The 15,055-nt window shown below is 73.0% G+C and carries 5 protein-coding genes and 1 pseudogene; 4 read left to right on the forward strand and 2 right to left on the reverse strand.

The genetic code is table 11. The features are described from left to right. Positions 1–13: 13 nt before the first annotated feature. A pseudogene (locus tag ACFVTC_RS15850) lies at positions 14–9,802 on the reverse strand (SDR family NAD(P)-dependent oxidoreductase); the annotation flags it as partial. Positions 9,803–10,297: 495 nt separating this feature from the next. Beyond that, complete coding sequence (locus ACFVTC_RS15855) at positions 10,298–11,158, reverse strand: 1,4-dihydroxy-6-naphthoate synthase (RefSeq protein WP_390127218.1); 861 nt, start codon at positions 11,156–11,158, stop codon at positions 10,298–10,300. A gap of 396 nt (positions 11,159–11,554) precedes the next feature. Between ACFVTC_RS15855 and mqnE the strand changes: the two genes are divergently transcribed. The 4 genes from mqnE to ACFVTC_RS15875 all read left to right on the forward strand — a co-directional run bounded on the left by mqnE (position 11,555) and on the right by ACFVTC_RS15875 (position 15,044). Continuing rightward, positions 11,555–12,718 carry an aminofutalosine synthase MqnE gene (gene mqnE / locus ACFVTC_RS15860; RefSeq protein ID WP_390127220.1) on the forward strand — a complete coding sequence of 388 codons (1,164 nt, stop codon included), beginning with the start codon at positions 11,555–11,557 and terminating at the stop codon, positions 12,716–12,718. A gap of 107 nt (positions 12,719–12,825) precedes the next feature. Further along, positions 12,826–13,128: a ferredoxin gene (locus ACFVTC_RS15865; RefSeq protein ID WP_168525150.1), complete on the forward strand. Its 303-nt coding sequence runs from the start codon at positions 12,826–12,828 to the stop codon at positions 13,126–13,128. An 87-nt stretch (positions 13,129–13,215) separates the two neighbouring features. Then, a complete protein-coding gene (locus ACFVTC_RS15870; RefSeq protein ID WP_390127223.1) occupies positions 13,216–13,980 on the forward strand; it encodes a thioesterase II family protein in 765 nt (254 codons plus the stop codon). Between the two features lie 164 nt (positions 13,981–14,144). Then, positions 14,145–15,044 carry a menaquinone biosynthetic enzyme MqnA/MqnD family protein gene (locus tag ACFVTC_RS15875; protein WP_390127225.1) on the forward strand — a complete coding sequence of 300 codons (900 nt, stop codon included), beginning with the start codon at positions 14,145–14,147 and terminating at the stop codon, positions 15,042–15,044. The last annotated feature ends 11 nt before the right edge of the window (positions 15,045–15,055 follow it).

Consider the following 15,055-nt stretch of genomic DNA (forward strand, 5'->3'; position numbering starts at 1 on the left):
GGCGGGCTGCACGTCAGTGGGCCGAGTCGCCGAGGGCCAGTTGGACGAGGTCGTCGACGTCCATCGTGCTGATCAGGTCGTCGTCCTGGGCCTCGGCGGCCACGCCCGGGGCCGTCCCCTCCGCTTGCGAGGGGCCGTCCGGCTCGGCGAGCGCCAGCAGCGCGGTCAGCAGGCCGCTCTCCTGGAGGCGGGCCAGCGGGATGGTGGACAGCTTCTTGCGCAGCGTGTCCTCGTCGGCGTCCGCGGGGCCGGCGGTGTCGGGGAAGAGCTCGGTGCAGAGGTGCTCGGCCAGGTGTCCGGGGGTGGGGTAGTCGAAGACGAGGGTGGTGGGCAGGCGCAGACCGGTGTCGTGGTTGAGCTGGTTGCGCAGTTCGACGGCGGTCAGGGAGTCGAAGCCGATGGTGCGGAACGCCTGGCCGGGTTCGATGCTCCGGCCGTCGGCGCGGCCGAGGACCGAGGCGGCCCGGTCGCGCACGAGGTTGCGCAGGGCGAGCCTGCGGTCGGTGGTGGAGAGTTCGGAGAGCCGGTGCCTGAGGTCCGCGGCCTGGGCCGCGGTGTCGTCCGGGCCGGCCGCCGGGGCGGCCGCTTCCGGGAGTGCGGACAGGAGCGGGCTGGGACGGCTGCTGGTGAACGTGGGGAGGAACCTCTCCCAGTCCACGTCGGCGACCACCACCGTGCCGTCCCCGAGGTCCAGGGCACGCCCCAGACCTGCCAGCGCACGGCCGGGGTCCATCACCCGCAGACCCCGTCGCGCCAGCTCGACGGCCCCGTCGTCCGTCACCATTCCCCCGCCGCCCCACGGGCCCCAGGCCACCGCCGTACCGACGAGCCCACGGGCCCGGCGGCGCTCGACCAGCGCGTCCAGTTGGGCGTTGGCGGCGGCGTAGGCCGACTGGCCTCCGCTGCCCCACACCCCGGCGATCGAGGAGAACACCACGAACGCCGACAGGTCGCGGTCTTTCAGGAGGGTGTCCAGGTGGGTGGCGCCGGCGGCCTTGGCTCCCCATACGTCGGCGAGGTGCTGGGCGTCGGCGGTGTCGATCGGTGCGGCGTCGCCCCGGCCCGCGGCGTGGAACACCGCGTCGACGGCGTGCCGGTCCAGCAGGGCGCGGACCTCGTCGCGGTCCGCCATGTCGCAGGCTTCCAGGGCGACCTGGGCGCCCAGGTCGCGCAGTGCGTCGGCGAGTTCGACGGCGCCGGGCGCTGCCGCTCCGCGGCGGCTCGTCAGGACGAGGTCCCGCGCGCCGCGCCGTACGAGCCAGTGTGCGAGGCGCGCGCCGAGGGCGCCTGTTCCGCCGGTGACCAGGACGGGGCCGCGCGGGGTCCAGGCGGTGGCCGGGGCCGAGGTGGCGGAGACCGGGGCGTGGACCAAACGGCGGGCGAGGAGTTCGGGGCCGCGTACGGCGACCTGGTCCTCGCCGGACACGAGGGCGGCGGCGATGCCGGCGAGGGCGTGTCGGTCGGGCCGCTGGGCCGGGACGTCCACCAGGCCGCCCCAGCGGTCGGGGTGTTCCAGGGCTGCGACCCGGCCGAGGCCCCATACGGCGGCCTGTGCCGGATCGGCCGGTTCCTCGGCCGGTCCGTCGGTCGACACCGCGCCGTGCGTCACCGTCCAGAGCGGAACCGTGAGGCTCGCGTCGCCGAGGGCCTGGACGAGCGCGAGGGTCGTCCCCGCGCCACCGGCGGGGGCGAGGCACGACAGCACGCCCGCGACGGCCCCGCCCTCGGCGGCCTGTACGAGGACCCGTGCCAGCGCGGCACGATCCGTGCGAGGGGGGCAGGTGAAGCGGTCGGCACCGGGGACGAACTCCTCGATGCCCGCCAACGCGTCCTCGTCCGAGGGCTGGAGCAGGATCCAGCGGCCCGGTACGGGTGCGGGAGGCAGCGGTACGGCCGTCGGCTCCCAGTCGACGCGGTAGCGCCAGCCGTCCACGCGTCGCTCGAGGGCGTCCTGCGCGGGTTCGGGCCAGAACCGCTCGCGCTGGAAGGCGTAAGTGGGCAGGGCGATGGTCCGCGCGCCGGTGAACAGCGCGGGCCAGTCGACGGTGACCCCGTGGGTGAACGCCGCCGACAGGGCGGCCAGGGCGGTGTCCGTCTCGGGGCGGTCCTTGCGCAGCGTGGGGGTGAAGAGCGCGTCCTGGCTGTCGGGGACACAGGGCTGGGCGAGGGCGGTGAGGGTGCCGTCGGGTCCGAGTTCCACGAACCGGGTCACGCCCTGTTCTTCGAGCCGGGCGATCCCGTCGGCGAACCGTACGGCCTCCCGCACGTGCCGCACCCAGTACTCGGCCGACTCCAACTCCCCCGCGCGGGCGGCCTGTCCGGTCACGTTCGAGACGACCGCGATGCGCGGCTCACCGTAGGTCACGCTCTCGGCGACCGTGCGGAACTCGGCGAGCATCGGTTCCATCAGCGGCGAGTGGAAGGCGTGCGAGACCCGCAAACGGGAGGTACGGCGGCCCAGAGCAGCCACCTCCCCCGCGACGGTCTCCGCGACCGCTTCGACGCCGGAGATCACCACCGAGCGGGGCCCGTTGACCGCGGCGACGGACACCTCCGCCTCCCAGCCCTCCAGCAGCGGCAGGACCTCATCCTCGGCGGCCTCCAGCGCGAACATCGCCCCACCGGAGGGGAGTTCCTGCATCAGACGGCCACGCGCCGACACCAGACGGCACGCGTCCTCCAGCGAGAACACACCGGCCACGTGCGCGGCGGCCAGCTCACCGACTGAGTGCCCCATCAGGAAGTCGGGGCTCATCCCCCACGACTCCACCAACCGGAACAGCGCGACCTCGATCGCGAACAGCGCGGGCTGCGTCCAGCCCGTCTCGTTCAGCAGATCCGCATCCGCACCGAACACCACCTCCCGCAACCCCTCGTCCACCTGCGCGCACACCGCGTCGAAGGCTTCGGCGAACACCGGGAACGACTCGTACAACTCCCTTCCCATACCGAGGCGTTGCGCGCCCTGGCCGGAGAAGAGGAAGGCGAGCTTGCCCTCGGTCACGGTGCCGCGCGCCACGCTCGGCAGCGTCTCGTCGCGGGTGACGGCGGCCAGGCCCGCGAGCAGTTCCTCCCGGTCGCCGCCCCGGATCACCGCACGGTGCTCGAACGCCGAACGGGTCCTGACGAGCGACAGACCCACGTCGGCCGAGTCCAGTTCCGGGTGGGCCTGGGCGTGCGCCAGCAGTCTGGCGGCCTGGGCGTGCAGCCCCTCGGAACCGCGGCCCGAGACGACCCAGTTGGTCACGGGCAGGGGCCGGGGAAGCGCGGTGGTGGGTTCCTCGGTGACCGTCTCCGGTGCCTGTTCCAGCACGACGTGCGCGTTCGTCCCGCTGAACCCGAAGGCCGAGACTCCGGCCCGGCGGGGTCGTGCGGTCCGCGGCCAGTCCACGGACTCCGTCAGGAGGCGTACTTCGCCCGCGGCCCAGTCGACGTGCGAGGACGGTTCGTCCACGTGGAGGGTGGCCGGCAGCACGCCGTGCCGTAGCGCCTCCACCATCTTGATCACACCCGCCACACCCGCGGCCGCCTGCGTGTGACCGATGTTGGACTTCACCGAGCCGAGCCACAACGGCCGTTCGGCGTCACGGTCCTTGCCGTAGGTCGCGAGCAGCGCCTGCGCCTCGATCGGGTCGCCCAGCGAGGTGCCGGTGCCGTGCGCCTCCACCGCGTCCACGTCCGACGGCGACAGTCCCGCACTCGCGAGCGCGGCACGGATCACCCGCTGCTGCGAGGGACCGTTCGGCGCGGTCAGACCGTTCGACGCGCCGTCCTGGTTGACCGCCGAGCCACGTACGACGGCCAGCACGGGGTGGCCGTTGGCGCGGGCCTCGGACAGGCGCTCCACGAGCAGCACGCCCGCACCCTCGCCCCAGCCCGTACCGTCCGCGCCCTCCGCGAACGCTTTGCACAGGCCGTCGGCGGCGAGGCCGCGCTGGCGGCTGAACTCGACGAACGCCGCCGGGGTCGACATCACCGTCACACCGCCGACGAGTGCCATCGAGCACTCCCCCGAGGTGAGCGCGCGGATCGCCCAGTGCAGGGCGACGAGGGAGGCCGAGCAGGCGGTGTCGACGGTGACGGCGGGCCCTTCGAGACCCAGGACGTAGGAGACCCGGCCCGAGATGACGCTCGCGGCGTTGCCCGTGCCGAGGTAGCCCTCGGTGTCGGCGTCCGCCGTGTTCAGGACCTGCGCGTAGTCCTGGCCGTTGGTGCCGGTGAAGACGCCGGTGCGGCTGCCGCGCAGGGAGCGGGGGTCGATGCCGGCCCGCTCCACGGCCTCCCACGACGTCTCCAGCAGCAGGCGCTGCTGCGGGTCCATGGCGAGCGCCTCGCGGGGTGAGACGCCGAAGAAGTCCGCGTCGAAGGATGCGACGTTCTCCAGGAAGCCGCCGCGACTGGTGTACGTCGTGCCGCGGCGCCGGGACTCGGGGTCCGGGTCGTGGAGGGCGGCCAGGTCCCAGCCGCGGTCGGCGGGGAAGTCGCTGATGCCGTCGCCGCCCTTGAGGAGCATGTCCCACAGCTGCTCGGGGTTCTCGACCCCTCCGGGGAAGCGGCAGCCCATGCCGATGATCGCGACCGGGTCGTCGGCGAGGTCGGCCGCCGCGCCGGAACCATGTCGCGCGGTCTGCGCCGACCGCGCGGTGGCGGGGACGAGTTCGGCGAGCAGGAGGTCGGCGACCGCGTTCGGGGTGGGGTGGTCGAAGACCAGGGTGGCGGGCAGGGCGAGGCCGGTCTCGCGGGTGAAGGCGTTGCGCAGCTCCATGGCGGTGAGGGAGTCGAAGCCCATTTCCGCGAAGGGGCGGTCGAGGGCGATCGACGCGTCGCTGCTGTGGCCGAGGACACCGGCGACCGTCGTGCGGACCAGGGCGCGGACCGCCTTGTGCCGCTGCTCCTCGGGGAGCGCGGCCAGTGTGCCGCTCGCGGGTGCCGGGCCGGGCGCCCCGGCACCGGCGGCCCGGCGCAGCGGTGCGCGGCCGGTCAGGGTGCGCAGGAGGGGGGTGAGCCCGGCCGCGTTGCGGCGTAGTGCGGGCAGGTCGACGCGCAGGGGCAGGGGGGTGCCGTCGGTGTGGGACAGGCAGCGGTCGAGGAGGGCCAGGGCGGCACGGGTGGGCAGGGCGCCGATGCCGCTGCGGTCGATGCGGCCGCGCTGTGCGGTGTCCAGGTGGCCGGTCATGCCGCTGTCCGCGGCCCACAGTCCCCAGCCGATGGAGAGGGCGGGGCGTCCTTCGCCGCGGAGGTGTCCGGCGAAGGCGTCCAGGAAGGAGTTGGCCGCGACGTAGTTGCCCTGGCCGGGGCTGCCGAGCGTGGCGGCGGCCGAGGAGAACATGACGAAGGCCGTCAGGTCGAGGGTGCGGGTCAGCTCGTGGAGGTTGACCGTGGCATCGACCTTGGGGCGCAGTACGGCCTCGAGGCGTTCGGGGGTGAGGGAGGTGATGAGGCCGTCGTCCACCACGCCGGCGGCGTGGACGACGGCGCCCAGCGGGTGGGCCCGTGGGATGGCCGCCAGTAGTGCGGCCAGGGCGTCGCGGTCGGTGGCGTCGCAGGCGGCCGCGGTGACGTCGGCGCCCGCCTCGGCCATTTCGGCGACGAGTTCGCGGGCGCCGGGCGCGTCCGCGCCCCTGCGTCCGGCGAGGACGAGGTGGCGTACGCCGTGCCCGGTCACCAGGTGGCGGACGGTGGCGGCGCCGACGGTGCCGGTGCCGCCGGTCACCAGGACCGTGCGCTCGGGATCGAAGACCGTTGTCCGCGAGGTCTGCCCGGCATCGGTGCGGGTGAGGCGGGGCAGCAGGACCCGGCCGTCGCGGAGGGCGGTGTCGGGCTCGTCGTGGCGCAGTGCCTCGGCGACGGCCCGCGGGTCGGGCCCGGGGGTGTCGGTGTCCATGAGCAGGAAGCGGCCGGGGTTCTCCGCCTGGGCGGAGCGCACGAGTCCGCGGACGGCCGCGGCGGGCAGGTCGCCGGGTGTCTCGCCGTCGGCCGCGGCGACGGCGCCGGAGGTGAGCAGGAGCAGGCGGGAGCCGGTGAAGCGGTCGTCCGTCAGCCAGGTCTGCAGCAGGGCGAGTGCGGTGGTGGTGGCGGTGCGGACGGCTTCGGCGGTCGCCGTGCGGTCGTCGAGGGGGGTGTGGAGGGGAACGGCGACGACCTCGGGCACCGGGCCGGTCCCGGCGGCGGTGAGGAGGTCGTCGAGGGAGGCGTGGACGGCGAGTCGGGGGGCGTTCGCCAGCACCGGTCCGGGCGAGGCGGTCCATACGAGGCCGAAGACGTCGTCGTTCTCCGCGGCCTCGGAGGCCGGCAGGTCCGACGCCGTGAGGGTGCGTGTCCTCAGTGCGTCCGCGCTGAGGACGGGTGCGCCGGTGGGGTCGAAGAGGGCGAGCGCGACGGTGCCGTCCGGGCGGGGGCGGATACGGACGCGTACGGACTCGGCGGCTGTGGCGTGCAGGGTGAGACCGGACCACGACAGGGCGTGGGGTGCGGGGTGTCCGGTCGCGGAGAGCGCGAGGAGGGCGCCCTCGATCAGGGCCGGGTGCAGGGTGAAGTGGCCGGCCTCGGCGCGCTGCGGATCGGGCAGCACGGCGTCGGCGTACACCTCGTCGCCGAGCCGCCAGGCGGCTGTCAGGGTGCGCAGGGCGGTGCCGGGTACGGTGTCGCGGTCCTCGAGGGTGAGGTAGAGCTCGTCGAGGTCGAGGGGGATGGCTCCGGTGGGCGGCCAGGCGGCCGGGTCCTGGTGCTCGGCGGCCGTCACGGTGTCCGGCCGCCGCAGCAGGACGCCTCGTGCGTGCTGCTGCCAGGGGCCGTCCCCCGTGGGGGCGGCGGGGCGGGAGTGCGCGGTGAACGTCCAGCGGCCTTCCTCCTCGGTGCCCTCGACCACGGTCTGGATCTCGGTCTCGCCGGTCTCGGGCAGGACGAGGGGCCGGTCCACGGTGAGTTCGGCCAGGTGGGGGCTGTCGAGCCGGGCACCGGCGTGCAGGGCGAGGTCCGTGAAGACCGCGGCGGGCACGAGCGGTGTGCCGAAAGCGGTGTGGTCGGCGAGCCAGGGCTGGGTCCGGCGCGAGACGCGTCCGGTGGAGACGACGGTGTGTGAGCCGGCGAGCGCGATGGACGTGCTGAGCAGCGGGTGTCCCGTCGTCCTGGCGGTGTTCTTGGCGACGGGGTCCAGCCAGTAGCGCCGGCGTTGGAAGGCGTAGGTGGGCAGGGTGACCGGCGGGCAGTCGCCGCCCTGGATCACGGCGGGCCAGTCGACGGGGGTGCCGCGGGTGTGGAGGGTGGCGATCGTGCCGAGCGCCGTGAGCGGCTCGGGGCGGTCCTTGCGCAGGACGGACGCGAACAACGTGCCCTCGTCGCCGGAGACACTGGACTGCGCGAGGGCGGTGAGGGTGCCGTCCGGGCCGAGCTCCACGAACCGGGTGACACCGTTCGCGGCCAGCGTGCGCACCCCGTCCGCGAACCGCACGGCCTCGCGCACATGCCGGACCCAGTACTCGGCCGACTCCAACTCCCCCGCACCGGCGGCCTGTCCGGTCACATTCGAGACGACCGCGATGCGCGGCGGTGCGTAGGTGACACTCTCCGCGACCGTGCGGAACTCCGCGAGCATCGGCTCCATCAACGGCGAGTGGAAGGCGTGCGAGACCCGCAAACGGGAGGTACGGCGGCCCAGAGCGGCTATCCCCTGCGCGACCGCCTCCACCGCGGTCTCGACACCGGAGACCACCACCGAGCGCGGGCCGTTGACCGCCGCGACCGACACCCCTTCCGCCAGCAGCGGCAGGACTTCGTCCTCGGCGGCCTCCAGCGCGAACATCGCACCACCGGAGGGGAGTTCCTGCATCAGACGGCCACGCGCCGACACCAGACGGCACGCGTCCTCCAGGGAGAACACCCCCGCCACATGCGCGGCAGCCAGCTCACCGACTGAGTGGCCCATCAGGAAGTCGGGCCGCACACCCCACGACTCCACCAGCCGGAACAGCGCGACCTCGATCGCGAACAGCGCGGGCTGCGTCCAGCCCGTCTCGTTCAGCAGGTCGGCGTCCGCACCGAACACCACCTCCCGCAGCCCCTCGTCCACGTGCGCGCACACCGCGTCGAAGGCTTCGGCGAACACCGGATACGAGTCATACAACTCCCGGCCCATGCCCAGGCGTTGCGCGCCCTGGCCGGAGAACAGGAAGGCGAGCTTGCCTCCGCCGCGGCGGGCCGTTCCCACGGCGGCCTCGGGGGCGGGGGCGCCGTCCGCCACGGCTTCGAGGCCGCGGATCAGGGCGTCGTGGTCGTCGCCGAGGACGACGGCACGGTGGTCGAACACGGAGCGGGTGGTGGCCAGGACGTGCGCCACGGCGTGGTCGCCGTCGTCGGGGCGGGTGCCGAGGTGGGTGAGCAGGCCGCGGGCCTGGGCCTGGAGGGCCTGTGGGGTCTGTGCGGACAGCAGCCAGGGCACGACCGGCGGGGTGGGCGCGGTTCGTGTCCCGGCGGCGTCGGCCGGTGCGTCGTCGTCCCGGTCGTCCGCCGGTTCGGCGGGCGGCGCCTGTTCCACGATGACGTGGGCGTTGGTGCCGCTGACGCCGAAGGCGGAGACGCCCGCCCGGCGCGGCCTGCCCGGGTCGGTCCATTCGACCGGTGACGTCAGCAGGCGGACGTCGCCCTCCGTCCAGTCGACGGTGGTGGACGGCTGGTCGACGTGGAGGGTGCGGGGCAGCCGCCGGTGGCGCAGGGCCTGCACCATCTTGATGACGCCGCCGACGCCCGCGGCGGCCTGGGTGTGGCCGATGTTCGATTTGAGCGAGCCGAGCCACAGGGGGCGGCCGGCGGGCCGGTCCTGGCCGTAGGTGGCGAGCAGGGCCTGGGCCTCGATGGGGTCGCCGAGGGTGGTGCCGGTGCCGTGGCCCTCGACGGCGTCGACGTCGCCCGGCCGGAGGTCGGCGGCGGCGAGCGCGGCGCGGATGACCCGTTGCTGCGACGGGCCGTTGGGAGCGGTGAGGCCGCTGCTCGCGCCGTCCTGGTTGACGGCGGAGCCGCGGATGACCGCGAGGACGTCGTGGCCGGCCCTGCGGGCGTCCGAGAGGCGCTCCAGCAGGAGCATGCCGACGCCCTCGCCCCAGCCGGTGCCGTCGGCGGCGTCCGCGTAGGACTTGCAGCGGCCGTCGGCGGACAGTCCGCGCTGACGGCTGAACTCCATGAAGGTGACCGGGGTGGACATCACGGCGACGCCACCGGCGAGGGCGAGGTCGCACTCGCCGGCGCGCAGGGCCTGGACGGCGAGGTGCAGGGCGACCAGGGAGGAGGAGCAGGCGGTGTCCACCGTGATGGCGGGGCCTTCGAAGCCGAAGGTGTAGGCGATGCGTCCGGAGGCGATGCTGGCGGCGCTGCCGTTGCCGATGTAGCCGTCGAGTCCTTCGGGCGGTTCGGGGAACCGTGAGCCGTAGTCGTTGTACATGACGCCCGCGAAGACGCCGGTGGCGGTGCCCTTCAGGTCGGCGGGGCGCAGTCCGGCGCGCTCCATGGCCTCCCAGGTGACCTCGAGGAGCAGGCGCTGCTGGGGGTCGGTGGCGAGGGCTTCGCGGGGTGACATGCCGAAGAAGTCGGCGTCGAAGTCGACGGCGTCGTGCAGGAATCCGCCGTGGCGGGTGTAGCAGGTTCCGGGGTGGTCGGGGTCGGGGTCGTAGAGGGTGTCGACGGACCAGCCGCGGTCCTCGGGGAAGTCCGAGATGCCGTCGGTGCCGCTGTCCACGAGGTGCCAGAGGTCTTCGGGGGTGCGTACGCCGCCGGGGTAGCGGCAGCTCATGGAGACGATGGCGATGGGTTCCGTGGCCCTCGACTCGACCTGGTGCAGGCGGTTGCGCGTGCGTTGGAGGTCTGCGGTGACGCGCTTCAGGAACGCGTGAAGTTCGCGGAGCCTGTCCTCGGTCACGGATCGGTTCCCTTCGACAGCGGGGCCCGTGGTGTCGCCGGTGGTGCGTCGGTGGCGCGGGCGGTGGCGGTCCCGGACGGGTGCGGGCGGCCTGGGGCCGATTATGCGGACGGCCGGGGGTGGCTTCCGGACCTGCGGCGACAGGCTCTAAGAGATCCCCTAGCGTTGGCGGGCGCTGGGCTCCAGGGCGTGTTGCGAAACTTCCGTCGTCCGCCCGGAGGGCGGGCCTCGCGGCGTCCGGTGCGTGCTCTCGGTGCCGGGCGGAAGCCCGCGTACGGGACGTACCCGGGCTTCCGCCCGGTGCGGCGAGTGGGGGCACCTCCCACGCCCTCGAGGCAGTGAGGGAACGTGCCGGGCGTCACGAGGCAGGCGGGACTTTCGCAACAAGCCCTAGAGGTCCGGGGGGAAGTCCAGGGCGCCGTCGGGTACGACGGGCAGCAGGCCGAGGTCGGCGCTGCGGCCGAGGAGTTCCCGTACGGCGGCGTGGCCTTCGTCGCCGAGTTCCGCGGTGAAGGAGTTGACGTAGAGCTCGATGTGCTGGTCGACGACGTCCGTGGCCAGTTCCTGGGCGTGCTGCAGGACGTAGGGGCGGGAGGCGGCGGGGGTGTCCCAGGCGGCGCGGACGGAGGCGCGGACGGCGTCGGCGAGGGCGGTGAGACGGGTGGCGCCGAGACTGCGGCGGGCGATGATGGCGCCGAGCGGGACGGGCAGGGTCGTCTCCTTCTCCCATTCCTCGCCCAGGTCGGCGACGCTGTGCAGGCCGTAGTGGCGGTAGGTGAAGCGGGCCTCGTGGATGACGAGGCCGGCGTCGACGAGGCCGTCGCGCACGGCGGGCATGATCTCGTGGAAGGGCAGGACGACGATCTCACCGACGCCGCCGGGGACGGCGCGGGCCGCCCAGAGGCGGAAGAGGAGGTAGGCGGTGGAGCTCGTGCTGGGTACGGCGACGCGGGCGCCGGTGAGGCGGCCGGCGGGGCCGGACCGCCTGCGCAGGACGAGCGGTCCGCAGCCGCGGCCGACGGCGCCGCCGCACGGCAGCAGGGCGTAGGTGTCGAGTACGTGCGGCAGGACGCCGTAGGACACCTTGAGGACGTCCAGTTCACCGCGTTCGGCGAGTCCGTTGGTGACGTCGATGTCGGCCAGGCGCACGTCGGTTCCGGGAGCGCCGGGGATCAGTCCGTGGGTCAGGGCGTGGAAGACGAACGTGTCGTTCGGGCACGGGGAGTGCGCCAGGGTCAGTGGTGACGTCATGCGGCCCGCCTCATTCTCTGCCGTGAGTGATCCGGTGACGGCGCTCGCGCGCCCCCTCCAGGAAAGCCGCAGTGGGTGTGGGGTTTTCCCCAGACTGTCCTCCGCGAAGATGAGGGAGCCTCATCCGACATGGCCGGAACCCCTGTGTTCCGGTCGGCAGCGGTCCATGTGCCGCTGTCTCCGGGAGGGTTCGAGCTCGTCCGGAACGGACGGGCCGGCCGGCCCGGGTCGGGTGGCGCGGCTCCGCACCAGTTCCGCCCTGCCGGATCCACGGCGGCGCGAGTCGTCCGCGAAGACGGGTGGCTCGGCCGGGGCCCGCAGACGAGTTACGTGCCACCCGCGTACTCGCACTCACTACGTGTGCCGCCAGGCACTGACCGAGGAGGTTCCCCGGTAATGGACGCAGGGCTCAAGCGTGAGCTGGAGGAGAAGGTCTACTCCGGTGAACGGCTGTCCCGCGAGGACGGCATCGCGTTGTACGAGTCGGACGAGCTGGCCTGGCTGGGCGAGCTCGCGCACCATGCGCGGACGGTCAAGAACGGCGACGTGGTCCACTTCAACGTCAACCGTCACCTCAACATGACGAACGTGTGCACCGCGTCGTGCGCCTACTGCTCGTTCCAGCGCAAGCCGGGCGAGATGGACGCGTACACGATGCGCATCGAGGAGGCGGTCCGTCTCGCCAAGACGATGGAGAGCGAGCACCTCTCGGAGCTGCACATCGTCAACGGCCTGCACCCGACGCTTCCTTGGCGCTACTACCCGCGTTCGCTGCGGGAGCTGAAGAAGGCGTTGCCGAACGTCTCGCTGAAGGCGTTCACGGCGACGGAGATCCACCACTTCGAGACGATCTCCGGCCTGTCGGCCTCCGACATCCTGGACGAGCTGATCGACGCCGGTCTGGAGTCGCTGACCGGCGGTGGCGCGGAGATCTTCGACTGGGAGGTGCGGCAGCACATCGTCGACCACCGCACCCACTGGGAGGACTGGTCGCGCATCCACCGCCTCGCGCACTCCAAGGGCCTCAAGACGCCGTGCACCATGCTGTACGGGCACATCGAGGAGCCCCGCCACCGCGTCGACCACGTCCTCAGGCTCCGTGAGCTGCAGGACGAGACCGGCGGCTTCCAGGTGTTCATCCCGCTGCGCTACCAGCACGACTTCGTGGACATGAAGGACGGCAAGGTCCGCAACAAGCTGCAGGCGCGCACCCAGATGGCGACCGGTACCGAGGCGCTGAAGATCTTCGCGGTCTCCCGTCTCCTGTTCGACAACGTCCCGCACGTCAAGGTCTTCTGGGTCATGCACGGCCTGCACACCGCGCAGCTCGCCCTGCAGCACGGCGCGGACGACATGGACGGTTCGGTCGTCGAGTACAAGATCACGCACGACGCGGACAACTACGGCACCCCGAACAAGCTGACCCGCGAGGATCTGCTCGACCTGATCCGCGACGCCGGCTTCCGCCCCGTGGAGCGCAACACCCGCTACGAGATCATCCGCGAGTACGACGGCCCGGACCGCACCCGCCGCGACGAGCCGCAGCCGATGCGTGTCTGACGCGCCGGGCCGCGGCGGACGGTGTGTCCTGCCGCGGCCTTCCTTCTCCCCTCACCCCCGCGCACCGCGGTGCGCGGTCTCACGACACGATCGGCAGGCAGGTGGACATGTCCCAGCAGACGAGCGGCGAGCAGGCCTTCGAGGTCTGGATCGACCATGAGCTGTGCACCGGCGACGGTATCTGTGCCCAGTACGCGCCCGAGGTGTTCGAACTGGACGTGGACGGCATCGCCTATGTGAAAGACGAGGACGACGAACTCCTCCAGGAACCCCGCGCCGCCACGCGGATCCCGCTGGAGCTTCTGCCGGATGTCGCCGACTCCGCCAAGGAGTGCCCCGGCGAGTGCATCCACGTGCGCCGTGTCGCCGACGACGTCGAGGTCTGGGGTCCGGAGGCGGAGAGCGCCTGAGGCTCCGCAGCACCGCAGCCAGTTCCGCACCGCGCACCGGGCCCCTGTGCCGGGTGCGCCGATCCCCTGGAAGGACATCCGCGTCCCATGAGTCCAACTCCCGCGGACGATCTGTGGATCCGCAGTTTCCGTCCCGCTCCCGAAGCGGCCGAGCGTCTGGTGTGCTTTCCGCACGCGGGGGGTTCCGCCAGTTTCTACCTGCCGGTCGCCGCGGCCCTCAGCCCCGCCGTCGACGTGGTCGCGGTGCAGTACCCGGGACGGCAGGACCGGCGTCATGAGCCGGGGCTGACCTCGGTGACCGAACTCGCCGACCGGGTCGCCGAGGCGCTGCGGGCCTGGCAGGACCGGCCGCTGACGTTCTTCGGGCACAGCATGGGAGCGGTGGTCGCCTTCGAGGTGGCCCGGCGTCTGGAGCGGTCCGGGACCGGACCGGTGCGGCTGTTCGCGTCGGGGCGGCGGGCACCGTCCCGGACCCGGGACGAGAAGGTGCACACCCTCGGTGACGACCGGCTGATCGCCGAGATCCGCGCGCTCAGCGGTACCGACAGCCGGCTCCTCGACGACGAGGAGCTGCTGCGCATGGTGCTACCGGCGATCCGTGACGACTACACGGCCGTCGAGACCTATCTGGCCGCGCCGGACGACACCGTGCGCTGCCCGGTGACGGTGCTGGTCGGCGACGACGACCCGAAGACCTCGCTGGACGAGGCACGCGCCTGGGAGGGCCACACACTGGGCGGCAGCACGCTGCAGGTGTTCCCCGGCGGCCACTTCTATCTCACCGACCGGGCGGCGGACGTCCTCGCCGTCCTCACCGAGCACTTCACCGCGACGGTCTCCCGCGGGGCGTAGGACCGGCGCGGGCCGCCGGGCAGGGCCGCACACGTTCAGGCGGGCGCCGGGATGCTCCTCTCCCGGCGCGTCGCACACCCGTCCTTTGTCCCTCCTCGTTCCGTGCGCCGGGCACCGAGTACGCCCCGCCGCCCCTCTTCGACCCGCTCCGGGAGCGTCCACAGATGACCGAACCACTCGTCGCAGAACCGTCGTCGGCGCTGCGCACCAAACGTCGCCGCCCCCGAGTCGGGCACATCGAGTTCCTCAACTGCCTTCCGCTGTTCTGGGGGTTGGCCCGTACCGGCAGCCTGCTCGACCTGGATCTGCGCACGGACAGCCCGGACGGCCTCAACAAGGCGCTGGCCGCCGGTGATCTCGACATCGGGCCGATCAGCCTGGTCGAGTTCCTGCGGCACGCCGACGACCTGGTGGCCCTGCCGGACATCGCGGTGGGCAGCGACGGCGACGTCATGTCGTGTCTGATCCTCAGTCAGGTGCCGTTGGAGCAGCTGGACGGTGAGCGTGTCGCGCTGGGCTCGACCAGCCGGACCTCGGTGCGGCTGGCCCGGCTGCTCCTGGAGGAGAAGGTGGGTGTGCGGCCCGAGTACGTGGTACGGCCGCCCGACCTGCGCACGATGATGTCCGAGGCACGCGCGGCGGTCATCATCGGTGACGTGGCGCTGAGTGCCGCGCTGCACGAGGCCCCCGGACTCGGCCTCCAGGTCCATGACCTGGGCCGGATGTGGAAGGAGTGGACCGGCCTCCCGTTCGTGTTCGCCGTGTTCGCGGCGCGCCGCGACTTCCTCGCCCGCGAGCCCGCTCTGGTCCACCAGGTCCACGCCGACCTGCTGGCCTCCCGGGACCTGTCGCTGCGCGAGGTGACCGAGGTGAGCGAACAGGCCTCCCAGTGGGAGGAGTTCGACGCCGGAACGCTGGAGCGGTACTACACCGAGGCGCTCGACTTCCGGCTCGGCGCGGAGCAGCTGGCCGGCATCAAGGAGTTCGCCCGCCGGGTCGGCGGTGCGGCCGAGGGCTTCCCGCCCGACGTGGCCGTACGCCTGCTGGGCACCGCCCCCGAGTGACACCCCCGCCA

The sequence above is a fragment of the Streptomyces sp. NPDC057950 genome, assembly GCF_042887295.1.
In the GTDB taxonomy this organism is placed as follows: domain Bacteria; phylum Actinomycetota; class Actinomycetes; order Streptomycetales; family Streptomycetaceae; genus Streptomyces; species Streptomyces kaempferi.